Source organism: Lewinella sp. W8, assembly GCF_004375085.3.
Lineage (GTDB): Bacteria > Bacteroidota > Bacteroidia > Chitinophagales > Saprospiraceae > Neolewinella.
Genome location: NZ_SNAQ03000020.1, coordinates 66833 through 91125 on the forward strand (window position 1 = coordinate 66833; position 24293 = coordinate 91125).

The 24293-nt window shown below is 57.2% G+C and carries 21 protein-coding genes; 16 read left to right on the forward strand and 5 right to left on the reverse strand.

Annotated elements, in window-relative coordinates; genetic code table 11:
* Position 1 precedes the first annotated feature (1 nt).
* From E1J53_RS19600 to E1J53_RS19610, 3 genes are all read left to right on the forward strand, one after another.
* Positions 2-1504: a lipopolysaccharide biosynthesis protein gene (locus tag E1J53_RS19600; protein ID WP_134274022.1), complete on the forward strand. Its 1503-nt coding sequence runs from the start codon at positions 2-4 to the stop codon at positions 1502-1504.
* The gene (locus E1J53_RS19605) at positions 1504-2394 is read left to right on the forward strand and encodes a glycosyltransferase (RefSeq protein WP_134274020.1); all 891 of its coding nucleotides are present in this window, start codon (positions 1504-1506) and stop codon (positions 2392-2394) included. The genes E1J53_RS19600 and E1J53_RS19605 overlap by 1 nt, the downstream gene beginning before the upstream one ends.
* Before the next feature lie 171 nt (positions 2395-2565).
* The gene (locus E1J53_RS19610) at positions 2566-4197 is read left to right on the forward strand and encodes a TrkA C-terminal domain-containing protein (protein ID WP_134274018.1); all 1632 of its coding nucleotides are present in this window, start codon (positions 2566-2568) and stop codon (positions 4195-4197) included.
* A gap of 196 nt (positions 4198-4393) precedes the next feature.
* Here the strand turns inward: E1J53_RS19610 and E1J53_RS19615 are convergent, their stop codons facing one another.
* Complete coding sequence (locus tag E1J53_RS19615) at positions 4394-4975, reverse strand: RNA polymerase sigma factor (RefSeq protein WP_134274016.1); 582 nt, start codon at positions 4973-4975, stop codon at positions 4394-4396.
* A 599-nt stretch (positions 4976-5574) separates the two neighbouring features.
* Between E1J53_RS19615 and E1J53_RS19620 the strand changes: the two genes are divergently transcribed.
* The 5 genes from E1J53_RS19620 to E1J53_RS19640 all read left to right on the forward strand — a co-directional run bounded on the left by E1J53_RS19620 (position 5575) and on the right by E1J53_RS19640 (position 11162).
* The gene (locus tag E1J53_RS19620) at positions 5575-7695 is read left to right on the forward strand and encodes a nitrite/sulfite reductase (protein ID WP_134274014.1); all 2121 of its coding nucleotides are present in this window, start codon (positions 5575-5577) and stop codon (positions 7693-7695) included.
* A 33-nt stretch (positions 7696-7728) separates the two neighbouring features.
* The gene (cobA, locus tag E1J53_RS19625) at positions 7729-8526 is read left to right on the forward strand and encodes a uroporphyrinogen-III C-methyltransferase (RefSeq protein ID WP_134274012.1); all 798 of its coding nucleotides are present in this window, start codon (positions 7729-7731) and stop codon (positions 8524-8526) included.
* Positions 8526-9323 (forward strand): bifunctional precorrin-2 dehydrogenase/sirohydrochlorin ferrochelatase, encoded by a 798-nt coding sequence (locus tag E1J53_RS19630; protein WP_134274010.1) that lies wholly within the window; start codon positions 8526-8528, stop codon positions 9321-9323. The genes cobA and E1J53_RS19630 overlap by 1 nt, the downstream gene beginning before the upstream one ends.
* A complete protein-coding gene (locus tag E1J53_RS19635) occupies positions 9320-10009 on the forward strand; it encodes a phosphoadenylyl-sulfate reductase (RefSeq protein WP_134274008.1) in 690 nt (229 codons plus the stop codon). The genes E1J53_RS19630 and E1J53_RS19635 overlap by 4 nt, the downstream gene beginning before the upstream one ends.
* A gap of 115 nt (positions 10010-10124) precedes the next feature.
* Complete coding sequence (locus tag E1J53_RS19640) at positions 10125-11162, forward strand: NAD(P)/FAD-dependent oxidoreductase (RefSeq protein WP_134274006.1); 1038 nt, start codon at positions 10125-10127, stop codon at positions 11160-11162.
* A gap of 315 nt (positions 11163-11477) precedes the next feature.
* Here E1J53_RS19640 and E1J53_RS19645 read toward each other — a convergent pair whose 3' ends face one another.
* Positions 11478-12134, reverse strand: coding sequence for a porin family protein (locus E1J53_RS19645; RefSeq protein ID WP_134274004.1), 657 nt, complete (start codon positions 12132-12134; stop codon positions 11478-11480).
* A 147-nt stretch (positions 12135-12281) separates the two neighbouring features.
* Between E1J53_RS19645 and E1J53_RS19650 the strand changes: the two genes are divergently transcribed.
* The gene (locus tag E1J53_RS19650) at positions 12282-13079 is read left to right on the forward strand and encodes a hypothetical protein (RefSeq protein ID WP_134274002.1); all 798 of its coding nucleotides are present in this window, start codon (positions 12282-12284) and stop codon (positions 13077-13079) included.
* A gap of 256 nt (positions 13080-13335) precedes the next feature.
* A complete protein-coding gene (locus tag E1J53_RS19655) occupies positions 13336-14055 on the forward strand; it encodes a glucosaminidase domain-containing protein (RefSeq protein ID WP_134274000.1) in 720 nt (239 codons plus the stop codon).
* Between the two features lie 168 nt (positions 14056-14223).
* Here the strand turns inward: E1J53_RS19655 and E1J53_RS19660 are convergent, their stop codons facing one another.
* A complete protein-coding gene (locus E1J53_RS19660; RefSeq protein WP_134273998.1) occupies positions 14224-14625 on the reverse strand; it encodes a DUF5606 domain-containing protein in 402 nt (133 codons plus the stop codon).
* 75 nt (positions 14626-14700) lie between these two features.
* Entirely contained in the window at positions 14701-16695 is a 1995-nt protein-coding gene (locus E1J53_RS19665; RefSeq protein ID WP_134273996.1) for a thiamine pyrophosphate-dependent enzyme, read from the reverse strand.
* 69 nt (positions 16696-16764) lie between these two features.
* On the opposite strand from E1J53_RS19665, the gene E1J53_RS19670 reads away from it, so the two are divergent.
* The 6 genes from E1J53_RS19670 to E1J53_RS19695 all read left to right on the forward strand — a co-directional run bounded on the left by E1J53_RS19670 (position 16765) and on the right by E1J53_RS19695 (position 23482).
* Entirely contained in the window at positions 16765-17628 is an 864-nt protein-coding gene (locus tag E1J53_RS19670; RefSeq protein ID WP_134273994.1) for a nuclear transport factor 2 family protein, read from the forward strand.
* Positions 17628-18698: a M20 family metallo-hydrolase gene (locus tag E1J53_RS19675; protein ID WP_154640251.1), complete on the forward strand. Its 1071-nt coding sequence runs from the start codon at positions 17628-17630 to the stop codon at positions 18696-18698. Before E1J53_RS19670 ends, E1J53_RS19675 begins: the two co-directional genes overlap by 1 nt.
* Before the next feature lie 57 nt (positions 18699-18755).
* On the forward strand, positions 18756-19685 hold the full coding sequence (locus tag E1J53_RS19680; RefSeq protein WP_134273992.1) for a calcium/sodium antiporter: 930 nt from the start codon (positions 18756-18758) through the stop codon (positions 19683-19685).
* A gap of 247 nt (positions 19686-19932) precedes the next feature.
* Positions 19933-21150: a glutamyl-tRNA reductase gene (gene hemA, locus E1J53_RS19685; RefSeq protein ID WP_134273990.1), complete on the forward strand. Its 1218-nt coding sequence runs from the start codon at positions 19933-19935 to the stop codon at positions 21148-21150.
* Positions 21151-21225: 75 nt separating this feature from the next.
* Complete coding sequence (locus tag E1J53_RS19690) at positions 21226-22935, forward strand: M23 family metallopeptidase (protein WP_134273988.1); 1710 nt, start codon at positions 21226-21228, stop codon at positions 22933-22935.
* 58 nt (positions 22936-22993) lie between these two features.
* Positions 22994-23482, forward strand: coding sequence for a hypothetical protein (locus E1J53_RS19695; RefSeq protein WP_134273986.1), 489 nt, complete (start codon positions 22994-22996; stop codon positions 23480-23482).
* Positions 23483-23595: 113 nt separating this feature from the next.
* Here E1J53_RS19695 and E1J53_RS19700 read toward each other — a convergent pair whose 3' ends face one another.
* Positions 23596-24240 carry a hypothetical protein gene (locus tag E1J53_RS19700; protein ID WP_134273984.1) on the reverse strand — a complete coding sequence of 215 codons (645 nt, stop codon included), beginning with the start codon at positions 24238-24240 and terminating at the stop codon, positions 23596-23598.
* Positions 24241-24293: the final 53 nt, after the last annotated feature.

The window sequence follows — 24293 nt, forward strand, 5'->3', positions numbered from 1 at the left end:
AATGGGAATAATCGCACGGCAAAGTATTAAAAGTAGTTCCCTGAATGTAATCAGTACAGTCCTGGGCGTAATTGCCATGCTGTTTATTTACACTAAGGATCTCGATGCATATGGTTTTTTACAAACCTTAATTGCCCTGGCGTTAATACTTTCCCCCTTCGCCAGTCTTGGAATGATTGGAGTGGCGATTAAGTATTTCCCAAATTTCAATAAGGACCCCGCAGATCGCTCAGTATTCTTGGGGTTCTTATTGCTAATTACTACCCTTGGTTCCATTCTGTTGGTCGGAGGATATTTCTTGATTGGAATTCCGATTCTCAATTTGCTGGACAAGCCAACAAATAACTTTGATCTCTATATTGATCACGCTACTTCAATTTGTGTCTTGTCGGTAATTCAGGTGTTCATCACGCTGCTGGAGACCTACACCATCAATTTTTATCGACTCACGATCCAAACCGCAACTACGTTACTGCTGCCTAAAATCGGGCTGCCAATTATCATTTTGCTATACGTAAGTCAGGGGTGGGAATACGGCCAATTGGAATTAGCGCTGATCTCACTTCAATCGATTGTACTCTTTAGCCTCGTAGGGTATCTATATTATTTAGGAGAAAGAAAAATTAGCTTTCATATCGGCCCGGTAATAAGGGATGATAAATTCCGTGAACTCGTAGAATATGCTGCTTTCGGTATCCTTGGGGCAGTAGGCTCCAAAATCGCACTATCAATTGATACGGTTAGCCTCGCTTCCTACGTAAGTCCGGAAGAGGTTGGCATTTATCGCATTCTTGTTTTTGCCGCTTTGGTGATCAATATTCCTTTTCGATCATTGGTTCGGATTAGTATGCCAGCACTTAGTAAGCACATCGCAGATGAAAACGTCAAAGAGATCGATCGACTCTATCAAAGAACCTCACTGATTCTCTCGTTTCTCGGGGTCGTCCTTTTTACGGGAATCTACATTTCCCTTAATGACATTCTTGCCCTGACGGGTAAGCCGGATGCGTTTGTCGGTGGCTTGTTAACCTTTGCCTTTCTGGGAGTTGGCAGACTATTTGACTTGTCCAATTCTATCAACGGGCAGATTATTTCTCTCTCGGACATGTTTAAGTACAATCTGGCACTAATTCTATTACTGGCCGTCCTTAACATTGTGCTCAATTGGGTTTTTATCGCTCGGTTAGATATGGGGATGTTTGGAGCGGCTTTGGCAACATGCCTTTCATTGGCTGTTTTCAATACCTTTAAAACGGTGATTGTTTATGTTCGTTTTAAAATTCAGCCATTTCAGATTGCCCAGCTCCTTTTTCTGATACTGGGTATTTTGCTAATCATTGTCTGGATGGTTATTCCGCTAAATTTCCACCCCGTAATCAATATCTTATTGAGATCAGCAATCACCGGAGCATCGTTCGTCTTGTTCGTTATGACAACCAACTTCCTGCCTGACCTGCGGGAGGCTTCCAGGAATTTTTTACAAAGATTTAGTATATTTTCTTGATGCCTTTTCCCGTCCACATCCTCCTGCCCACCCACCAGCGTTACGAGCTGCTCACCCGCTGCCTGGACAGCCTGCTGCAGGTCCGTGAAGAGCTCGCGGAGCTGACCATCCACGTGATTGAGAATGGTTCGGAGGGCGCCGGAGCGCTGGTGCAAACGTATGCCGACCGACTGCCGGTGACCTACCGGCAGATTGCCGAGGGCAATAAGAGCAAGGCCCTCAACGCCGTGGTGGAAGAACTGCCCGACGCGGCCTTTCTGATTTTCTTCGACGACGACATTAAGGTGGAACCCGGCACGATCCGACGGCACCGCGAAGCCGCCGAACGCTACGGCCCCGGACACTATTTCGGCGGGGCCCTGCGGGCCGATTACGAAATCCCGCCCCCCCGGGAGCTCCTGCCCTACTTTCCCCCCAGCTGCCGGGACTTCGATCTTTCCGAAGGGAAAGCCTACCGGGAGTTTGACGGCTTTCGGGGCTTTTTGGGGCCCAACTGGTCCTGCTTCCGCAGCGACCTTCACCGGGTGGGGAATTTCTCGCCACTTTATGGGCCCGGCGCGGTGGGTGGGGCCCGCGGACAGGAATGGGAAGCCCAGAGCCGCCTGGCGGCGGCGGGCGTCACCCCCGTTTTTGTGGGCGGCTCCTGGGCCAGGCACTGGGTGCCCCGCCGGGCCATCAGCCGGCAGTGGGTGGTGGACCGCATCTACCACGGCAGCATCCTCCGGGGAAAAGAAAACCCTTCGCTGGCCCACAGCCTGGTGATGCTGGCCAAACTGGCCTACTCCGCCTTGCTGTTTCCCCTCCAGCTCGACAGCGTCGGCCACCCCTACCGGATCAATAAGGCCGTGGGCTATTTCCGTGGTATGGTGGATCGCTACCTGGCGCCATAAACCAGGAAGAAAGGAAGGGCCGTTAATTTCCTGCGGTTCAACCAAAACCAAAAACCCGGTTCAGGCCTTTTCTTCGGAACGTCGGTCCGGCCATGGCCGCCGGTAAGAACTGTGCACCTGCGTCCTCGCCCCCCCAACTAAAGCCACGCGACGCATTCATCCCCTTCGCCCGTGATTGAGACCTTCCTTGAATCCCCGCTCCTGCTGCTCTTTACCGTCATCGCCCTGGGCTACGGACTGGGCGAAGTCCGCATCCGCAAATTCAAGCTCGGGGTCGCCGCCGTCCTTTTCGTGGGCCTGGCCTTCGGGGCACTGGACCCGGGACTCAGCGTGCCCCAGTTCATCATTTTCCTGGGGCTGGCCATGTTCGTTTACACGGTGGGACTGAGCAGCGCTCCGGCCTTCTTCGCCAGCTTTCGGCGGCACGGCTTCAGCGATCTGTACTTCGCCACCTTCACGGTGCTGTTGTCCGCTGGACTGGCCTATTTCCTGGGGGAATGGTTTGCCTTTGATGCGGCCCTGACCGGCGGTCTCTACGCCGGCGCTTCCACCAATACCCCCGCACTTGCCGGTTTATTGGATGCCATTCAGTTGGGCGCGGACGCAGGTGCCGTGGAGGTCCAGAGTCAGCAAGCCGTGGTGGGTTACTCCCTGGCCTACCCCATGGGCGTACTGGGGGTTATCCTGGGACTGGTGCTCCTCAAGCGGGTGCTGAAGATCAACTTTGCGACGGAGGCCAAAGAACTGGCCCGCGATTATCCGCTGGGGGATAAACTGGTAAACCGGACCTTCCGGGTGGAACATGAGGCTCTGGCCGGCAAAACCCTGCGGGAGTTCATCCGTAACCAGACCGTCCGGGTCGCCTTCGGCCGCCTTTCCCACAACGGCAACACGACGCTGACGACCTGGGACAGTCGCCCCGTGCACGGCGACCTCATCGTGCTCATCGGCACGGAGGAAGCGGTTCGGGAAGCCTCGGCGCTCATCGGTCCGCCGGCCGAAGGGGAGCTCACCTACGATCGCTCGGTTTTTGACGTCCGGCGCATCTTTATCTCCAACGAAGACATTGCGGGTAAGACCATCGCTTCGCTCAATCTGCAGCAAAAGTTCAACGTCCTCATCACCCGCGTGCAGCGCGGAGACATGGACCTGCTGGCCACCGGCGATACCGTGCTGGAGCTGGGCGACCGCATCCTCATCGTGGCTCACCGCTCGGACCTGCCCGAGCTATTCAAAACCTTCGGTAACAGCTATGAGGCGCTTTCCAAGGTTAACCTGCTGTCCTTCGGGTTCGGGATTACGCTGGGACTGCTGCTCGGGATGGTCAACATCACTCTCCCCGGGGGCTACTCCTTCAGCCTTGGGTTTGCGGGCGGGCCCCTGATCGTGGCCCTCATCCTCGGGCAATTGCGCCGTACAGGACCCATCGTCTGGACCCTGCCCTACGGCGCCAACCTGACGCTGCGGCAGGTGGGCCTGATCTTCCTGCTGGCCGGAATCGGCATTCGCTCGGGACAAACCTTTTCGCAGACCATCGTCACCGACCTGGGGTGGAAACTTTTCCTGGCGGGGGGGATCATCGCCATCGTCACCACCCTCGCCACCCTGATCATCGGCTACCGGATCTGGCGTATTCCCTTCAGCTTCCTCGGCGGGATGGTGGGCAGCCAGCCGGCCGTACTGGACTTCGCCATCGAGCAGGCCGGTAACAAGTATCCCACCATTGGCTACACCCGGATGTTGCCGGTGGTGCTCATTGGCAAGATTCTGGCGGTGCAGATCCTGTATAATTTGTTGGGGTAATCTAAAAATCTCGCCAGGGATAAACGAAGAAGGCCCGCTTCCAATCGGAGGCGGGCCTTCTGCTTTGTGCTACTTTCCGCGGCACCTTCGGTGCTTGGTTCCCACGTTGGTTTTATCAAATAGCATTACCGCGGGGAAGAGAAAATATCTTAACGAGTAGTTGAATACGTTGGTGGGTGCAACCACCAATGGGTTACTACTGGAGTGCGATCTGCTTCTCGTCAATCATTTTGCGCATGTTGATCAGGGCGTAGCGCATCCGGCCCAGGGCCGTATTGATGGATACCCGCGTCAGCTTGGCGATTTCCTTGAAGCTCATGTCGGCGTAGTGGCGCAGAATAACCACTTCGCGCTGCTCGGGTGGAAGCGCATCAACGAGCTTGCGCACCTTGTCGTGCGTCTGGCTGCGAATCATGCCCTGCTCGGCGTTACGCTCGGAGCTCTGCAGTACGTCGAAAATGTTGAAGGTTTCCGTCTGGCCAACCTTGGGGCGGCGCTTGTTGCGGCGGAAGGAGTCTACGCACATGTTGTAGCTGATGCGCATCGCCCACTGCAGGAACTTGCCTTCGTGGTTGTATTTGCCACGGCGCAGGGTGTCAATGATTTTGATGAAGACCTCCTGGAAGATGTCTTCGGCCTGACTGTGGTCCTTGGTGAAGAGGTAGATGGAGGTGTAGATCTTCTGTTGGTGGCGACCGAGGAGCTCCTCGAATGCCTGATCCTTTCCTTCCAAGTATAGGTTGATCAATTGCTGATCATTCAGCGACTTAACGTCCATGACTAACGTAATTAAAAAGCAGTTTGGGATTATTCCCGAAGGATGGCCGTTCAATTCCGGCCTTAGTTAGTGTAGACGTTGCTGTATAGAATGTCGCTTTTAATGAAGGGATGAGATTACCCGTAATGTTCTTGGGATGCACCAAAGATAAGTATACGTTTTCCACATACACAAGAAAAAAATGTCTTGACCCCGCCTTTAACGCCCCCTTAACGCCATTTTTGCCATACAGGATTTGGTTTTTTGGGGTCCAACGACGGAAAAAGTGGTTTTTAATTATCTATTCAGTAGAATTATCCGTTGCGCCCTCCGCGCTTCGGGAGGAATTGTTTATTGATTTTGGGGGAGATTTACGAAAGAATCCCCGAATTTCCACCAGATTGCTTCGGTCCGGAGGTCTGACTTCCGGAGCTCGGGTGAAGGAGATGAAATTTCAATTTATAAAAATATTTATTTGTTAATGTTTGAAAGAATAATTTTTTTGTCAATTCGTAGTTGACTTATAATTAGATAGTTGGTCTTGAATATTGTTGGTTTATATGTTTGTTCTTTCATATTTCGATTCGACCGGAACGGCTGCCCACGGGTAGATTCGGCATATGAAAACGACGGAAGTACCCTCCCTGAATCATTTGAACGCCCCCGATCGGGCGGACATTGAAGAACTGACGCGACGCATCTACGCCTACCAACGTGGTCAGGAGGATGAGGACCGTTTCAAGCATTACCGGCTTACCCGTGGGGTCTACGGACAGCGGCAGTTGGGGGTACACATGTTTCGGACGAAAATACCCTTCGGGTACATCACGCCGGATCAGTTAATCGCCCTGGCGGATATTTCCGAGCGCTACACCAATGGTCGTCTGCACATCACCACCCGACAGAACATCCAGCTGCACTACGTAAAGCTCAACGACAGTCCGGCCATCTGGCGGGAGCTCAGCGAAGCGGGCATGACCGCCCGCGAAGCCTGCGGAAACACGGTACGCAACCTGACGGCCAGTCCGCTGGCGGGCGTTGACCCCGAAGAGCCCTTTGATGTTAGCCCCTACGTGTACGCCGCCTTCGATTATTTCCTCCGCAACCCGATTTGCCAGGAGATGGGGCGAAAGATTAAACCCGCCTTTTCTTCCTCGGAAAAGGACAGCGCCTTTACCTACTTCCATGATTTCGGATTTATCCCCCGTATCAAGGACGGTGAAAAGGGATTCAAGGTGGTCGTGGGTGGCGGCCTCGGGGCCGTATCCATGGTGGCCAAAACCGCCTACGAATTTCTTCCCGCCCACCTCATCATTCCCTTCATGGAGGCCGCCATCCGGGTGTTTGATCGCTACGGGGAGCGTGAAAAGCGGATGAAGGCCCGGATGAAGTTCCTCATCAAGGACCTGGGCTTCGAGCGCTTCATGGAACTCGTGGAGGAGGAGTGGCCCGCCATCGCCCACAAAGAATACGTCATCGACGAAGAGTTTGTGCCCCGCCTGGGGCGGGTGCCGGCGGACAACTTTCCCGCAGTAGCACCCCTTAATCCCGCCCTCTACGACCGCTGGCTGGCCACCAACGTGCTCGAACAGAAGCAGGGCGGTTACCGGGCCGTGGCCATCCGCGTCCCCCTCGGTAACCTCGAGGCGGAGCAAACCCGTTTGCTGGCCGGCGTGATCAAGGAATACGCCAGTGAGGACGTACGCCTGACCGTTCAGCAGGGAATGATCCTGCGCTACGTGCCCCCCACCGCCTTGCCTCACCTCTTCAACGCCCTGTACGCCCTCAACCTGGGGTTGCCGGGCTACGATACTACGGCCGACATCACCGCCTGCCCCGGTACGGATACCTGCGCGCTCGGCGTGACGAACTCTACCGGACTGGCCGCCCGCCTGGAAACCCTGGTGCAGGACGAGTTCCCCTACATGGTAACTGAGCGCAAAGTGCGCATCAAGATCAGTGGCTGCATGAACGCCTGCGGGCAGCACATGGCCGCCAACGTCGGCTTCCACGGTTCCTCCATCCGGGTGGGGGAGCGCATCGCTCCCGCGATGCAGATCGTCGTGGGCGGCGGCATCGCCCCGGATGGCCGCGGCTTCATTGCCGAGAAAGTCATCAAGGTGCCCACCCGCCGGGTACCGGCGGCCGTACGACGCCTGTTCGCCGACTACGAAACCAACGCCACCGAAGGGGAGTACTACAACGATTACGTCGCCCGACTCGGCAAGCGTTATTTCTACAGCTTGCTGAAGGACCTCGGCGACGCGAAAACGATCACCGACGAAGAATTTTATGACTGGGGACAGGACCACGAGTACCTTCAGGAAATCGGGGTCGGAGAATGCGCGGGCGTGAGCCTGGACGTGATCGGGGCCATCCTCAACGACGCCAGTAATAAGGTCATTGCGGCGGGTACTTCCCTGAAGGCCGAGGCCTGGGCCGATGCCGGTTACCACGCCTACTCGGCCATGATCACGGCGGCCAAGGCGCTGCTGCTGGCCGAAGACCATAAGTGTAACACCCACATCAAAATCCTCACCGATTTCGAAGAACACTTCGGCGACCGCTTCCCGGAGTTCAGTCCCTTCGCCCAGCGGGTGCTGCGGCTGAAGAAGCAGGATCCCCAGCCGGAGTTTATGCGGACTTATCTGGAAGACGCCCGGGCCTTCGTGTCCAGGGCCATCAAAACCCGGGAGCAGCAACTGGACAAAGTTGTCGTCGGCGAATACTACAAAGCCTAAGCACTTCCCAATTACCCCAAGCAACCATCCGCCATGTCTTTTCCCTCCAGAAATTCCCTTAATACCCGCCACCCACGGGCGGCCCTCACCCTGGTGGGGGCCGGTCCGGGGGATCCGGACCTCATTACCCGCCGGGGCCTGCGGGCCCTACGGTCGGCCGACGTGGTCCTCTACGACGCCCTCGTATCCCGGGAACTACTCGAAGAAACCTCCGACCATTGTCAGTGCATCTTCGTGGGCAAGCGGGCCGGCTGCCACTACAAAAAGCAGGAGCAAATCAACGAATTGATCGTTAAGCTGGCCCTCGAACACGGCCATGTGGTCCGCTTGAAGGGCGGCGACCCCTTCGTTTTCGGACGGGGAAAGGAAGAGCAGGATTATGCCGCCAGCTTTGATCTTCCCGTTGCCGTGGTGCCGGGCATCAGCAGCTGCATCAGCCTGGCCGGACTCCAGGGCGTGGCGGTCACCAGCCGGGGCTACGCGGATAGTTTCTGGGTCGTGACGGCCCATACCCGCGAGGGCGGATTGAGCCAGGACCTGTTTCTGGCGGCCCGGTCGAACGCCACGGTGGTCATCCTGATGGGGCTGGGTAGACTCGATCAGATCTGTGCGCTCTATGACGCGGAGGGGAAAGGTAACCTGCCCGCGATGGTCATTCAGAACGGCAGTCGCCCGAACGAACGGGTCTGGGTGGGTCGCGTCAACGACATCGCCGAGCGGGTGATGACGGAAAAAGACCGGGGGCCGGGCATCATTATTCTCGGAGAAACGGTGCGCCAGCACCGCGACTTCATTCACGCGGTTTCCGCCGCCGTAAAATCTGCTGCCTGATGAACAACCCCCTCTATCCGGCTTTCTTTCGCCTCGATCGCCTGCAGATGCTGGTGGTGGGAGCCGGGGAAGTCGGCGAAGAAAAGCTGAGCTTCATCCTCAAGAGCAGCCCCAACGCCCGGGTGACCATCGTGGCCCCGTGGATGGGCGAGGACCTAAAGCGATTACTGGATCAATACCGGGCCGAAGCTGATACTTTGGGCGACGCCGCGCAGGATGCCGGGAATAGCCCGGAGGCCGTGACCGACGGCGCGGAAACTCCCCGGGGGCACTGGCGGACCACCGCCGGTGGTCACGTCACTTGGTACGATCGGGAGTTTCGGGACGCGGACGTCGATCAGGCGGACCTGGTGGTGGCCGCCACCAACTTCCGGGAGGTCAACCACCGGGTGTGGCGGGCCGCCAAAGCGGCCCGTCGGCTGACGAACGTCGCCGATACGCCTTCCCTGTGTGACTTTTACCTGGGCAGCATCGTGACGCGCGGCCCCCTGAAGGTGGCCATCAGCACCAACGGACAATCACCGACCTTCGCCAAGCGCTTCCGGCAGTGGCTGGAGGCCGAGCTCCCCGAAGCAGAAACCAGTCAGTTGATCACCAATCTTAAGGTCTTCAGGGATCGGTTAACGGGGGATTTTGCCACCAAGGTCCGCGAACTGAATGCAGTAACGAGTGGTTTGCTTAGTTCGCCAAAGCCGGCACCACCATCTAACTTTGCACCTGCGCGTCAGCGCCCAGATGCTGCATCCGAGTTGGCACCAAAAGAAGATGCCGCTCCGGTTGAAAATACTGTTGAATGAGTTTTACGCAACGAAGAAACGCCGTCACCATTGACATTGAAGCCCTGAACGAGACCTTCGCTTCAATGGATTTCGAAGACCGCATCCGCAAACTTTACGAATACTTCCCCGTAGAAGAGGTGCTCTTCACCTCCAGCTTCGGCACCAAGTCCGTGGTGATGCTGACCCTGGTCAGCCGCGCCAATTTGCGGCAGAAAGTGCACATGCTGAACACCGGCTATCACTTCCCGGAAACCCTCGCGTACAAGGACACCCTCCAGGAGTTAACGGGACTGGAAGTCGTAGAAATTCACCCGGATTCGGAGCGTCACCGACTGACCGAAGAGTCGCAGATGTGGGACAGCCAGCCCGGCCGTTGCTGTCACTACAATAAGGTTATGCCCCTCAAGGCCGTCAAGGCGGAGCATACCGTATGGATGTCCGGAGTCCACAGCTACCAGACGATGAACCGGGCGGCCATGGAAATCTTCGAGGAAGTGGACGGGCTCATCCATTTTCACCCCCTCATTGACATCACGGAAGGTGAGTTTCTCTACCTGCTGGAGAAAGATAAACTGCCCCGCCACCCCCTGGAAGCCCAGGGCTACGGTTCGATTGGTTGCCACCACTGTACCCGCCCCGGACAGGGCCGCGCCGGCCGCTGGGCGGGTAAGGACAGAGATGAATGTGGCCTTCACGTAAAATAATTGTCGTTTTCCGGCAGGGTTGAGCTAATTCTCCGACCGGAGTGGCCCCAAATGATGTTGATCATTTTAACCCCGAGTACTGTTCTCTATTTTTCCGCTTTATATTTCCACTGATATGATTCAAACCGATATTCTCATCATTGGAGCGGGCCCCGTAGGCCTGTTCACGGTTTTTGAGGCCGGGCTATTAAAGTTACGTTGTCACCTCATCGACAGCCTCGGCCAACCGGGCGGACAGCTAACGGAGATTTATCCCAAGAAACCCATCTACGACATTCCCGGTTACCCCAGCGTGCTGGCGGGTGAACTCGTGGACAACCTGATGGAGCAGATCGCCCCCTTCAACCCCGGCTTTACGCTGGGAGAGCGCGCGGAGCACATCGAAAAGGTGGGCGAGAAAATGTATCAGGTGACGACGAGCAAGGGCACCGTTCACCGGGCTCCGGTCATCATGATTGCCGGCGGCCTCGGCTGTTTCGAACCCCGCAAGCCCCCCATCCCCAACATCACGGATTTTGAAGACAAGGGTGTGGCCTACGTCATTCGGGACCCCGAAGTCTACCGCAACCGGCGGGTACTGCTGGCCGGTGGGGGAGACTCCGCCCTGGACTGGACGATCTTCCTGGCCGACGTGGCCAGTGAGGTGACCCTGGTGCACCGCCGGGACTCCTTCCGGGGTGCGCTGGACAGCGTGGAGAAAGTCATGGAGCTCGCGCAATCCGGAAGAATCAACCTGATCACCAACGCCCAGGCCGTTGGCCTGGCGGGAGCCGATCACCTGCAATCCGTGGCCATCAAGCACAAGAGCGGGGAGGAAGAGTCCGTCTCGGTAGACGAATTTATTCCGCTGTTTGGCCTGGCTCCCAAGCTGGGACCCATTGCCGACTGGGGACTGCAAATCGAAAAGAACGCCATCAAGGTGGATACCCGCGACTACGGCACGGGAGTGCCGGGCATTTACGCCATCGGCGACATCAATACCTACGCCGGTAAACTGAAGCTCATCCTGTGTGGCTTCCACGAAGGCACCATTGCCGTACAGTCGGCCTTCAGCTACATCTACCCGGATAAGAAACTCAGCTTTAAGTACACTACCGTCAATGGTGTCCAGGGGCTGCCCAAGGACGAAGAAGCCGCGGCGACGGCTTCGTGAGGTTCTCTGATGAATTAAAAAGCCCGGCATCCCAGGATGGATGTCGGGCTTGTTTCGTGATTAATAGTAAAACGAATGCCCCTTCCGAGGGATAGAGGAAGGGGCATTTCAGAATAATGTGTTGTTCAAATGTACTTGCTCGTAGACCTTATTATGCTAAATCTGCCGCGAAAGTACGGCGGATATGCTTAGTGTAAACGGGTAGATAAGCATTAAAGTGATTAAACGCATTAAAATGGTGTCTAATCTGTTTTAAAGGTAGGAACGGAGGGCAGAAGGGAGGCAAAAAAGAGTAGCAGTTGTCTTCATTTGACATTAAAAGTCAAATAAGAAGGCGGCATGTCCGCCGTACCCCTGCCGGCGGCTGATGGCCGCCACCGTCGTGCCCGTTTTGATGAGGTCGTTAAATCCAAGCAGGTAGCGGCCCTGAATCTGGAGGGTAAGGCGCTTTAGCTCGAGGTTAAGGCCAAGGCCGGCAAGGAGGCCGTAGTTTGGGCGGAAGGGAAGGGAGAGTCCGTAGTAAGAATTTTCCGGTAGTACGGACGGGTCGAGCTCTGCGGGCAACTGCTCCTGCTCGCTCAGGGGGAACGACAGGTAGGGGCCGGCCTGTAGCATGGGCTGGATCATGCCGTTGCCAAAACTGAATTGCGTAAACATGGCTACTTCCAAATACTGGGTTTTGCGTTCGTAGCGGCTGGAGAAGCCCTCACCGAGATCTTCCCGCCAACCGGCCTGTACGAAATTTAATTCGGCCTGGAAGCCGACCAGTTTGTTGTCAAAGTACCGTAGGTTCACCCCCAGGGTGATGCCCTCCAGCGGCTCAACGGTTGCCGCGGGCGTGAAGTCAACCTGGTGCGCAAGTTGTCCGCCCCCGAAGCCGAACTGAAGCCGGTTGATTACGGTGGTGGAGTCCTGGCCGTTGGCGGTACCGAGAAAAGAAATCAGGAAAAACAGAACGAGGATCAATCGCATGGGAAAGGGTAGGGTCAAAGCATAAAGGTCGCCTTTAACCTAAATATTCTGTGGCCTTCCCCGGTTATATCTTTACCAAAGCGGAAATTGCCCCGGTAGCGGGCGAGTCCCGTCCCGTTAAAACAACTCATCGGAGTGTATCAGCGTATGCTAGCTATGATTCCCCGGTTACTGGCCCTGAGCCTGGGCCTTTTGTTCGGTGTCTCCGCAAGGAGTCAACCCGACATCGTGGATTTTTACGTCGATCCGGTGGGGAAGATTTACTACCTGAGAACGGATGACCGGCTGGTGACGGACAACCTCCTGGGGCAAAACGAATTTGATTTTTACGACAGTTCCCTGGGGGCACCGGAAGTGGTGGACGTCACCAATCCCTTCTCCATTCTGTTGTTTTATCCCGATTACGGAGAAGTGGTGGTCCTGGACCGGACCCTCAGTGAACGGAGCCGACTGGACCTGTTCAGTTTACCGGATATCCTGCAACCGACCCTCCTGGCCCGAAGTGCCGACAATTTAATCTGGGTCTTCGATAGCTGGGATTACAAACTGAAGCTCATCGACGAAACGGGCCGACCGCGACAGGAATCGAACGACCTGCGGTTAGAGATCGATCTCCGAATGCCTCCGGACCACCTGTACGTAGACCGCGACCGGGTGGTGCTCCACTTCAGGGAAGACCAGCGGTTGGCCGTTTTTACCAACTACGGCCGTTTCACCGGTTGGGTCTCCCTGCCGGAAGTGGAAGATTGGCGGTGGCAAGCTCCCGTATTGTTTGGTCAGCGGGGCACGGAGGCCTGGGCCTGGACCTCCGGCCAGCGGCAGGTGGAGGCCCGGACCCTTTCCCCCGCAATGCGCAACCTCCGGTTCCTGCGCGCCGCGAAGGGGGAAGCCTGGGGCCTGGACCCGGCAACCCAGCGGGTGAAGCGGACAACGCTGCCGAAGTAAAATGTTGGTGATAAAATTTAAAACAAACATTTTGTTTTTATTTGTCGGTAGCCCTATCTTTGTGACGGGCGATTTGTGTAATCCTTCTGCCTGATCATGATTTCTGGTACGATCGGATAAGTCACAACCCAGCGGGCCTTACGCCCCACTTTTCGGACTTAATGAATGGCCGGGGGCTAACCCGGCCGAGGTACACTCAGAACAACCTGGTGATTGGTTGAATGGGGGTGGTTTGCCATCCCGCAAGGTTGCAAAAATGACTACTGTACTACATCAGCTGCTGGGCTTTGCCCTGCGCCACTGGCTGCGCTTATTGATTGTGGGGTGTGCCCTGATCCTCCTGACTAAAAAGCAGGTGAACTTTAACGTCCGCCTGGGCAGCCCGGATTCGGGCCCCGTACCTGAGAAAATGGCCCCGGCCTCGCTCAACGAGGAGCCCTCGGTTTTGACCGACGCGTCCCCCGAGGCATCGGGCGGCAGCTTACTGGATCGCCTGAACGTCTTCGGCACGAAGGATGAGCTTGACCCCTACGAGTTACTGACCCGGACGGATGAACAGCAGATCGAGGCCTTTATCCGCCGGTTCAGCAACGTTGCCCAGGCCGAGCAGGGAAAGTTCGGCATTCCGGCGAGCGTGATCCTGGCGAATGCCCTGCTGCAAAGTCAGGCCGGAACGTCCGGTGTCGCCACGGACTACGTCAACTACTTCCATTTGCCCTGCACCACGGATTGGCCCGGCACCCGCGCGCGCGCCCACAACCAGTGCTTCCGGCGCTACGAGACGGCCTGGACGAGTTTCCGGGACCATAGCCTCTACATTACCCAGGGAGATTTTGCCCGGATGCGGCAATTCGGCGAGACCGACTACCGCCGCTGGGCGGCGGGGCTGCAGGAACTCAAGTTTAACGATAACCCGAAGCTGGCCGAGCAACTGGTGCGGACCATCGATCGGTGGCAATTGTTTCGGTTCGACTAGGCGCAACATCAATAACTTGCGTCAGCTGTCCGTCAACTAACCAGTAGGGATAAGGCATGCAGGGACATGTCGTGCAGGGACAGCAGAGACAAGGCATGCCTTGTCTCTGCTGGGAAATCTAAAAAACGGCTGCGATTCCCAGGGAATCGCGCCAACCATATTTATTGATTACTCCTCTTCGGCGCCGCTGAGCAGGTCATGCTCCCGCACGAAATGATACCACTTCAGCAGCCGCTTGACGTCGCTGGCGTGCACCTGTTCCTGATCGTAATTGGGCAGTACGTCCGCCAGGTATTCAAAGAGTACGTCCTTGGAGGCATTGGCCGCCGGGGCGGGATTGTCCTCCGCCTGTTCGTCCATCCGCTGGAACAATTTACCCAGTGGCTCGGCTTCTCCGTCATCGGTGTACATGGCCATGCTTTCCAGGGGAGCAAACTGGTGCTTGCGGTGAGGGGCAAAGCGCCGCTTACCGTCACCAAGGTTTTCTACGATGAGGCCTCCCTTGCGTTCCGTCACTACTTGGTAGAGACCCGGCAATCCGGTTACGGCAATAATTTCACTCAATTTCATCGGGGACAAATTTTGGGCCGCAAAGGTAAGGGCCAGTTCACTTTTCCGTTCGGTAGATTTCCCGGAGGGGAATTTTTAGTATTCCAGCAGGGCTTGCATCACGGAAGGGAGGCGCTCTTTGGGCAAGTATTGTTCTTCCAGGCTGGCCGCGAAGGGGACGGGAGTGTCCAGGGAAGCGAGCCGTCGTACCGGAGCGTCCAGGTCTTCGAAGCAGTGTTCTCCGATCCAGGCGGCCAGCTCCCCGCCAAAGCCCCCGGTCAGACTGGCCTCGTGCAGCACCAGAACGCGATTGGTTTTGCGAACGGTTTCCCGGATGGCATCGTAGTCCAGGGGCGCCAGGCTGCGCAGGTCGAGCACTTCGACGTCCCAGCCTTCGGCTTCGGCTACCTCGGTGGCCCAGTGGACGCCCATACCGTAGGTGATCACGCTAAGCTCGTTGCCGGGGCGGGCCACCCGGGCCTTACCGATGGGCAGGAGGCGGTAATCCGTTGGCACCGGACCACTCAGGGACCGGTAGAGGGCCTTGTGTTCAAAGTAGAGTACGGGGTTGTGGTCGTCCAGGGCCGTCAGGAGCAGGCCGTGCGCATCCTCGGGGGTGCTGGGGTACACGATCTTAAGGCCCGGAACGGAAGTAAACCAGGCCTCCATCGTCTGACTGTGGTAGGGACCGGCCCCCACGCCACCGCCCACGGGCAGGCGCACCGTCACGTCGGCGTGCTGCGCCCAACGGTAGTGCAGTTTGGCCAGATTGTTGACGATCTGGTTGAATCCGCAGGTGACGAAGTCGCCAAACTGCATCTCCACCATCGCCTTGCCGCCCGCAAGAGACAGCCCCAGTCCGGCCCCCACGATGGCACTTTCGCAAAGGGGCGTATTCCGGACGCGGCCTGCGCCAAATTCTTTCAAAAAGCCATCGGTGATCTTAAAGACGCCGCCGTAGTCCGCAATGTCCTGGCCCATCAGCACCAGGTCGTCGTGTCGTTGCATCCCCTGCCGCAGGGCCAGGGTGATGGCGTCGATGAAGCGGATCTCCTCGGTGGCCGTGGGAGCGGTTTCCACCGGGATGTCCGCGGGCGCAAAGACGTCCCGCAGTTCCTTTTCCTCGGAGGCGACCACGGGGGGCATTTCGGCGGCCAGCCGTAGTCCTTCTTCAATTTTTTTCTTCGCCGCGGCTTCTTTTTTCTTGCGGTCCGCCGCACTTAACAGTCCCTTGCTTTCCAGAAAGTCGCCGTAATTCTCCAGGGGGTCCCGGGCCTTCCAGGTGGCAATCAGCTCCTTGGGGACGTACTTCACCCCGCTGGCTTCTTCGTGCCCGCGCACCCGGAAGGTGTTGCATTCCAGGAGTACCGGTTCGGGGTTTTCCCGGAGTTCCCGGGCCAGGGTGCTCACGGTTTCGAAAACCTCCAGCACATTGTTGCCATCAATGGTCAGGGAGCGCATCCCGTAGCCCACTCCCCGGTCCGATAGTTGTTCGCAGCGGTACTGCTCGCGCACGGGCGTAGAGAGCCCGTAGCCGTTGTTTTCGACCACGAAAATGACCGGTAACTGCCATACGGCGGCCACGTTCAGGGCTTCGTGGAAGTCCCCTTCGCTGGTGCCTCCGTCTCCGGTGAAGGCCAGGCTGACCTTTTGCTCACCCATCAGTTTGTGCCGCAGGGCTACGCCGGCGGCCAGGGCCAGCTGGGGCCCCAGGTGAGAGATCATGCCTACGATCTTGTGTTCCATGCTGCCAAAGTGGAAGCTACGGTCGCGGCCCTGCGTAAACCCGCCGGGTTTACCCTGCCACTGGGCGAAGAGTCGTTCCAGGGGGACTTCACGGGTGGTGAATACCCCGAGGTTCCGGTGCATCGTGAACAGGAATTCATCGGGGTGCAGGGCGGCGGCGCAACCGACGCCAATCGCCTCCTGGCCGATGCCGGAAAACCACTTGCTGATGACTCCCTGCCGCAACTGCTTGAGCATCTTTTCCTCAATCATTCGGGGCAGTAACAACTGGTCGTAAAGGGTAATCAGTTGTTCGTCGTCAAGTCCGGATTGGTCAAATTGAATTGGTGGTAAACTCGCGGTCATAAGCGGTGGTGGTTTGGGCGGCGTAAAAGTACGATCTTTGGTGCTCCGCAAAAACATAACGTATCCAACATGCGCTTTCCTCTTTTCGCCCTGCTCCTTTTCTGTGCTCCCGTACTGTTCGCGCAGCAGGGACCCGAATCTACCATCAAGGCCATCTTTGACCACATGCGGGCGGCGGATACCACCGGCATGTCCGTCTACTTCCATCCCGAGGCGACGCTGCATTCGGTGGTGACCCGACCCGACGGCAGTACGGCGGTATCTACGGGAAGTATCGCCCGGTGGATGCAGGGAATTGCGGGCGCAAGCGCAGGTGCCCTGGACGAGCAGTTGCACTACACCGAACTCCGCGTCGATGGTCATTTAGCCACGGCCTGGACACCCTACGTATTCGTTTACAATCAAGCCGTGCACCACTGTGGAACCAACGCCTTCCAGCTGGTCAAAGATGGCCCGGAGGGCCAGTGGCGCATTTTGCACATCACCGACACCCGCAAGGATTCTCCCTGTGAGCCGGTGGCAACGGAAACTCCCCGCGCGGCCATCGACGCCTTCGCCGATGCCTGGCACCGGGCGGCCGCCGAAGCCGACAGCACCACCTTTTTCGACGCCATGGCGGAAGATGCCGTATACATCGGTACCGACGCCGGAGAGCACTGGACCAAAGAGGAGTTCCTGGCCTTTGCGGCACCTTACTTCGCCAGGGGAAAAGCCTGGGCCTTCGAGGCCACGGAGCGCCATATCTTTTATGACGAAAATGCCCAGACGGCCTACTGGGATGAGCTGCTCGATACCTGGATGGGGGCCTGCCGGGGCACGGCGGTGCTCCGCCGTCGGGCGGACAATAAAGGCTGGGAAATCGCCCACTACACCCTGAGCGTAACGGTGCCCAACGAGAAGATCCAGGGCTTCATCGAACTGACCAAAGAGTAATGCTTGCCGACGAAATTTACCTTGACCTCCTCTCCCGCCTGATCGCCACGCCGTCCCTGAGCCGCGAAGAAAACCAAACGGCGGATCTACTGGAGGGATTTTTCCACCAGCGGGGCCTGGCCCCGAACCGCAGCGGCCACAACGTCTGGTTGCGGGCCCGCAACTGGCGGGAGGGACGCCCGGTGATTTTGCTGAACAGCCACCACGACACCGTAAAACCTGCCGCCGGGTACACGCGAGATCCCTTCACGCCGGCCGTAGAAGACGGCAAGCTGTATGGGTTGGGGAGCAACGATGCTGGCGGAGCATTGGTTTCCCTGATCAGCACCTTCGTGGAGCTGGAAAGCCATCCCGATCTGGACTGTAACCTCATTGTGGCAGCTACGGCCGAAGAAGAAATCAGTGGGCCTAACGGCATCGCTTCCCTCCTTCCGGAGCTGGGACACATTGATGCGGCCATCGTTGGTGAACCGACCTTACTGGACCTGGCGATCGCCGAACGCGGTCTGGTGGTCATCGACGGAGAAACGCGGGGAAAGAGCGGGCATGCGGCCAGAAAGGAAGGCGTCAATGCCCTCTATCTGGCGACGGAGGACATCTTGGCCATCCGGGACCACGTCTTCACGCGCCCCAGTTCCCTTTTGGGGCCTACTTCCGCTGCCGTGACGGTAATCCACTCGGGGACCCAACACAACGTGGTGCCCGACCGCTGCCAGTTCGTGGTGGACCTGAGGGTCAACGAAGCCTACACCAACGCCGAGGCGGTAGCCGAGTTGCAGTCCGTGTGCCGGCACGCCACCCTGACGCCCCGCAGCCTGCGGCTGCAATCCAGCAGCATCCCCGAAGATCATCCATTGGTGACCGCGGGCATGGAAGTCCGTCCGAAGGCCAGTTGCTACGGTTCACCCACCCTGAGCGACCAGGCACTAATGCCGTTTCCCACCCTGAAGTTAGGTCCGGGCGACAGCGCCCGGAGCCATACGGCGGATGAGTTCATTTTCGTGGAGGAGATTAGCGCAGCCCGCAAAATGTACGTTGACCTTTTGTTGTCTGCCTACGGGAAACAGTAGCCGTGAGGAATTATTATCTACCTTTGCGCCCCGCCCATCCAGCGGATATTTGACCTTATGGAGTTATTCATTCAGATCGGGATTTTTGTCGTCGGCATTGTTGCCCTGCTGTGGGCAAGTGATCGTTTTGTGGAAGCCGCCGAACGCATCGGACTGTCGTTAGGAATTTCTCCCTTCATCATCGGGGTCACCATTGTGGCCTTCGGTACCAGCCTCCCGGAACTGGCCACCAGCATCAGTGCCGTCCTGAAGGGGACCTCCGGAATCGTCGTGGGTAACGTGGTGGGGTCCAACATCACCAACATTGCGCTGGTCCTGGGGCTCACGGCGGTAGTAGTAAAGAACATTGACCTCGAGTACAACCTCTGGCACATCGACATTCCCTTTTTGTGGGCGAGTGCCTTCCTGCTGTACTTCGCCGTGTTTGACGGTAAGGTGACCATCTTCGAGGCCGTGATTTTCCTGGGGGGGATCGCCATTTTCCTGGGTTACAGCCTTAAAGACCAGGAGCGACCGGATAAGGAAGACCGACCGCGGGCGAGCTGGAAGGATTACCTCCTGCTGGTTTTTGCCGGAGGACTGGTCAGCTTTTCGGCGACCTACATCATCGACGCCATCATCAAGATCAGCGCAATGCTGAACGTGGCGCCTACCGTCATCGCCCTATCGGCGGTGGCCATCGGTACGAGTTTACCCGAGGTTGCCGTTAGCCTGGCTGCGGCCAGGCGGGGTAAGGCCTCCATTGCCGTGGGCAATGCCCTGGGGTCCAATATCTTCAACACCTTCGTGGTCATGGCCATCCCCCGGTTTTTCGGGCCACTGGAAATCCCCGAAGACGTCATCTCCACCTACCTGCCACTGATGATCGTGATGACCATTCTCCTGGGCGTCATGAGCAACAACCGGAAGATTACCCGCTGGGAAGGTTTAGCGCTGTTGCTCTTCTATTGCTGGTACTTCGGGGCCATTGTGGAGAACCCGACCTGACGTAAGCAGTGGGTAATTTATCCTTCATCCTCGGTCCGGAAATCGCTGCCGGAACCAGTGCGGTAATTCATGCTGGAAAATGATTTTGATCATCCGGTGACAACTGGATGGCAGGGGGCACTGGTTTTCCGGCGAATCACGGCTGATGGGCGAGTAATTTAGATTAATTCTAAGGGGCTTTATACAGCTATATGACAGAACTTACTCGCCCCACCGTTTACCTTTGCGGTACGCTTTTACCACCTTTATGTTACAGCACGTCCACATTCTAACCCTCACGCATCGTCACGCCAAGCTCAAGGCTATCGGAGAGATTGTATCTGCCTTTGAAGGCGATGGCAAGCTGGAGGAACGTCTTGGTAGCCTACGGAACCAGGGACTCGTTCAGGAGATCCTGTACCTGGCTACCTGTAACCGCATCATGTTGCTGTTTACTACGGACCTGGAAGTGGACCACACCTTCCGTCAGCAATTGCTGAACGGTAATGGCCCCGCCGGGGCACTGGCGGAACTGCAGCACCTCCAGGGAATGCACGCCATTTACCACCTGTTTGAAGTAGGTGCTTCCATTGACTCGCTGGTGGTGGGAGAGCGGCAAATCCTCGGTCAAATCCGGGAGGCCTACGACCGCTGTTGGGGCTGGGGCCTGATCGGTGACGACCTGCGCATCGTGCTGGACCGTACGGTACTGGCCGCCAAGGACGTTTACAACAACACCAAGATTGGCGAAAAATCCGTTTCGGTGGTTTCGCTGGCCATGCAGCAACTGCGTAAGCACCGTCCCGCCCAGGATGCCCGCATCCTGATGATTGGCGCCGGACAGACCAACCTGCTGGTCACCAAGTTCCTCAAGAAGCAGGGGCACACCAATCTGACCGTATTCAACCGGACCAAAGAACGTGCCGAGCAACTGGTAAAGGGTTTTGAAGACGGCCGTGCCCTGGCCCTCCACAATCTGGAAAACTACGAAGCCGGTTTTGACGTGCTCATCGTTTGTACCGGCTCCGCGGAGCCCATCCTGACGCCGGAATTGTTCCACTGGCTCCTGGCCGGAGAGGACGCAAACAGTAAGGTCGTCATCGACCTCGGCGTTCCCCACGACGTGGCCGAATCTACGGTGGGACATTATCCTTTTCACTACATCGGCATTGAGCAACTCCGGGCCCTGGCCGAAGAGAATATGGCCTTCCGCCGGGAGGAAGTCAAGCGTGCCCATGCCGTGTTACACCAACACCTGGAAGAGATTGAGGTGAACTACCGCCAGCGACTGCTGGAACGCGCCATGTCTCACCTGCCCGAGCAAATCAAAAGTGTACGGCACACCGCCGTGAACCAGATTTTTGCCAAGGAGCTGCACAAACTTGACCCCGAAGCCCGCGATCTCGTGGAACGGATGATGACCTACATGGAGAAACGCTGCATTGGTATTCCCATGAAGGCTGCCCGGGAAGCAATGCTCAGCTAACGTAAGTTTTCGGTATGGGGCCTGGACCAATTGAGCCGGGAGTACTTATCTTGTCGCTACCCCAAATTATCCCGCTTGCCTTCCCCGTTACTTCGCTTTTTTCTTTCTTACCTACTGATCATCGGTGCCCTCACTTTCCTGTCCGGGCAACCCCTCCAGTACGATGCTCCCCTGAAGGGGGCGCTGAAAATTACCGGCACTTTCGGTGAGTTACGCAGTGATCATTTCCACGCTGGCCTGGACTTTCGGGCCTCCATCAACACCCCGGTCCATTCCGTCGCCGATGGCTACGTAAGCCGAATTTCCGTCACCCGCGGAGGGTACGGCCAGGCCATCTACGTCGACCATCCCGACGGGCGTCGCAGTGTGTACGCCCACCTGGAAAGCCTGCGCGAAGACTTACTCGATACGGTGAGGAAGGTGCAGTACGAACGCGAAACCTTCAGCGTAAATGTGCGTCTTGACTCCACGGCCTTTCCCGTAAAAAGAGGAGAGCCCATCGGCGGAGTGGGGAACCGGGGCTACAGCTTTGGCCCCCACCTGCACTTTGAAATCCGGGAAGCCGAAGGTGATGTACCCCTCAATCCAATGATGCTGGGCTTCGACATCCCCGATACCCGGTCACCGCAACTTCGCCAGCTTCGGGTATACGAGCTCGACGGCCGCGGTAATGAATTGCGGGCCCAGACGGTAAGCCCGCAATCCGCCCCGGAGGGCTATCGGCTGGCCGATACCGTAGTCGTCCGGTCTGGCCGGATCGGACTGGGCATCAAGGCCTACGACCGGCAGAACGCCATGCCCAACTGGAACGGTATCTACGCCGTACGGGTCGTGGCCGACACCACCCTGGTTCATGCCTTTGCGCTGGACCGGATTCCCTACGCCAAAACCGAATACCTGAACGCCCTGACGGACTACCGGGAATGGAAAGAAAATACCAGTTGGTATCACCGGCTGTGGGCCCTTACACCCCGGGCCATGTTTGTGCACGAAGAGAGTCCACCGGGTTTTGACGGTACCCTGCGCCTGCTGCCCAACCGGCCGCTCCCGGTTACGGTGGCGGTCCGGGATTATGCCGGTAACGTTTCTCCGCTCCGGGCCGTATTCCTTTACCGGCCGGACGAAGGCGACGCCCCCGGCCGCCCGCACGAATACTACCTGCCCGGTCAGGAAACCAGCCTGATCAAACGGAATGATCTGGAACTGGAACTACGGGAAGATGCCCTGTACCGGGACGTCTATTTCCGTTATGCCCGGCTCCCGGAAGCGTCGGACGGTTACTTCAGCGCCGTCCATCAGCTACACGATCCTCTCACCCCCCTGCACGGTCGTGCCCGCCTGGCCATCTTGCCCGCCCGTACCGTACCGGACAGCCTGCGGGAACACGTGTTCATCGGCCGTTGTCAGTCGGACGGCAGTTGGGTGAGCAGCGGCGGAAAATGGCGGGACGACGGCTTCATGGAAACCCGCATCAGCAGCTTTGGCGATTATGCGATGTACCTGGACACCGTGCCGCCAAGCGTTGCCATCCGGTATTTTCCCACCGACCTGCGGCGGGCGGACGGATTCAGTCTACTCATTGAAGACAACGTGGCGGGCGGCAGGCTGAATTACCGGGCTACCGTAGACGGTAAGTGGGTGCTGATGGAATACGACCTGAAAAATGATCGACTCACGCATACCTTTTCGGAGGATGAAATCGGTCCGGGAACCCATCGCTTTGAGCTTAGGCTAAGCGATGGAAGGGGCAACGAGACGGTCTTCGCCCGAAACTTTACCCGCTAGTAAGGACACATTTCTTCTGACGGAGGGAGGACCAAAAGCCGTAGAAAGGGAAGTACCTTTGCGGCTCCGGACGTTCACCCGCTTCCCCTTCACCAAGCTGCATGCCGTGTACCGACTCAGTTCCAATGCTACCCTGTTTCTGAAGATTTTTCTTCCCGCTTTCTGGACTACCATCATGCTGGGAATAACCCTGGTAACCTGGTTCGCGCCGGAGCACTATTTCGGGGGCGTTCCGCTGGAGAGCCTGCGCTGGGCCACCCTCTTTACGTTGGTGGTGGGAGTAGTTAGTTTCTGGATTCTACTGTGGCCCCTCAAGCGGGTGGAAACCGACGGCCAAAAGGTCTACGTCAGCAACTATTTCCGGACGGCCTTTTACGATTGGGAACGGGACGTGGAAGCCCTGCACGAAAGCAACTTCCTGTTTTTCAAGGTTGGCACCCTGGAGCTCAACGGCGTGGGAAGCTTCGGCCGGAAGATGCGTTTCCTGGTCAGCAGAAGATTGCTGAAGGAATTTAAGGAAGCCGCACCGGGGGTGATTCCCGAGTAAGGACACAGGTCAATGGGCGACGGGGCGCAGGTGCCTTGTTGCCGGTAGAGACGCAAGATCTTGTGTCTCCACAATTTGTGGCACAAAATCTTGCGTCTTCACTTAGATTGCCACTACACAAAGTGATCTTCGATGTTCCCAGCCCCAGACTCGCGGGCCCAGATGGCGTTGATGCGGGGCTGCAGAAACCAGATACCGATGGGCCAGAACCAGATGAGGAAAAATTCGCCGACAAAATCACTTCCCCGGACGGGCTCCCGTCGCTCGGCGGTGACGATCGTTTTGGCGATGAAGTACATGCAGTAAAGCATGCTGGCGATGGCCATCAGGTGCAAGGGGATAATCATGAGGAAGGCCATCGGAAATTCGGGTTCTGCGTCCGGACTGATGACTGCTTCTCCGCCCGACATACCGAAGCCGGCCAGGGCAAACATTCCGATCACGAACAGGAATACGTACACCAGGGGATAGAAAAAGGCGACCTTGAAGTATTTGGTGTCGAGGCGATACTCGGTGGGTATTTTCCGTTGGAGGCGGGTGCCAACCATATAGTACCAGCCGTAGAGAATGGCCGTGACGACTAGAATGACCAGGAAGAAAACCGGGAGGAAGGCCGTCATGCCGACCGCAAAGGACGCCCCGTCGATGTTATCAATATTGCCGAAAATCAGGGCGGCAAAAATGGCGTACAGTAAGAAGGGAGGCAGGTAGGTAAGGACGAATAGTTGCCAGTGTTTGGCGCTTAGTAGGCGTTCCATGTTTGGGTTTGATTTCAGTTTGTTCGTCTATAATAAGGATGGAGTATAATTCC

Coding starts and splice junctions, on each gene's coding strand:
- E1J53_RS19600 (WP_134274022.1), top strand. CDS start 2: ATGGGAATAATCGCACGGCAAAGTATTAAAAGTAGTTCCCTGAATGTA.
- E1J53_RS19605 (WP_134274020.1), top strand. CDS start 1,504: ATGCCTTTTCCCGTCCACATCCTCCTGCCCACCCACCAGCGTTACGAG.
- E1J53_RS19615 (WP_134274016.1), bottom strand. CDS start 4,975: ATGGACGTTAAGTCGCTGAATGATCAGCAATTGATCAACCTATACTTG.
- E1J53_RS19620 (WP_134274014.1), top strand. CDS start 5,575: ATGAAAACGACGGAAGTACCCTCCCTGAATCATTTGAACGCCCCCGAT.
- cobA (WP_134274012.1), top strand. CDS start 7,729: ATGTCTTTTCCCTCCAGAAATTCCCTTAATACCCGCCACCCACGGGCG.
- E1J53_RS19630 (WP_134274010.1), top strand. CDS start 8,526: ATGAACAACCCCCTCTATCCGGCTTTCTTTCGCCTCGATCGCCTGCAG.
- E1J53_RS19635 (WP_134274008.1), top strand. CDS start 9,320: ATGAGTTTTACGCAACGAAGAAACGCCGTCACCATTGACATTGAAGCC.
- E1J53_RS19640 (WP_134274006.1), top strand. CDS start 10,125: ATGATTCAAACCGATATTCTCATCATTGGAGCGGGCCCCGTAGGCCTG.
- E1J53_RS19645 (WP_134274004.1), bottom strand. CDS start 12,134: ATGCGATTGATCCTCGTTCTGTTTTTCCTGATTTCTTTTCTCGGTACC.
- E1J53_RS19650 (WP_134274002.1), top strand. CDS start 12,282: ATGCTAGCTATGATTCCCCGGTTACTGGCCCTGAGCCTGGGCCTTTTG.
- E1J53_RS19655 (WP_134274000.1), top strand. CDS start 13,336: ATGACTACTGTACTACATCAGCTGCTGGGCTTTGCCCTGCGCCACTGG.
- E1J53_RS19660 (WP_134273998.1), bottom strand. CDS start 14,625: ATGAAATTGAGTGAAATTATTGCCGTAACCGGATTGCCGGGTCTCTAC.
- E1J53_RS19665 (WP_134273996.1), bottom strand. CDS start 16,695: ATGACCGCGAGTTTACCACCAATTCAATTTGACCAATCCGGACTTGAC.
- E1J53_RS19670 (WP_134273994.1), top strand. CDS start 16,765: ATGCGCTTTCCTCTTTTCGCCCTGCTCCTTTTCTGTGCTCCCGTACTG.
- E1J53_RS19675 (WP_154640251.1), top strand. CDS start 17,628: ATGCTTGCCGACGAAATTTACCTTGACCTCCTCTCCCGCCTGATCGCC.
- E1J53_RS19680 (WP_134273992.1), top strand. CDS start 18,756: ATGGAGTTATTCATTCAGATCGGGATTTTTGTCGTCGGCATTGTTGCC.
- hemA (WP_134273990.1), top strand. CDS start 19,933: ATGTTACAGCACGTCCACATTCTAACCCTCACGCATCGTCACGCCAAG.
- E1J53_RS19700 (WP_134273984.1), bottom strand. CDS start 24,240: ATGGAACGCCTACTAAGCGCCAAACACTGGCAACTATTCGTCCTTACC.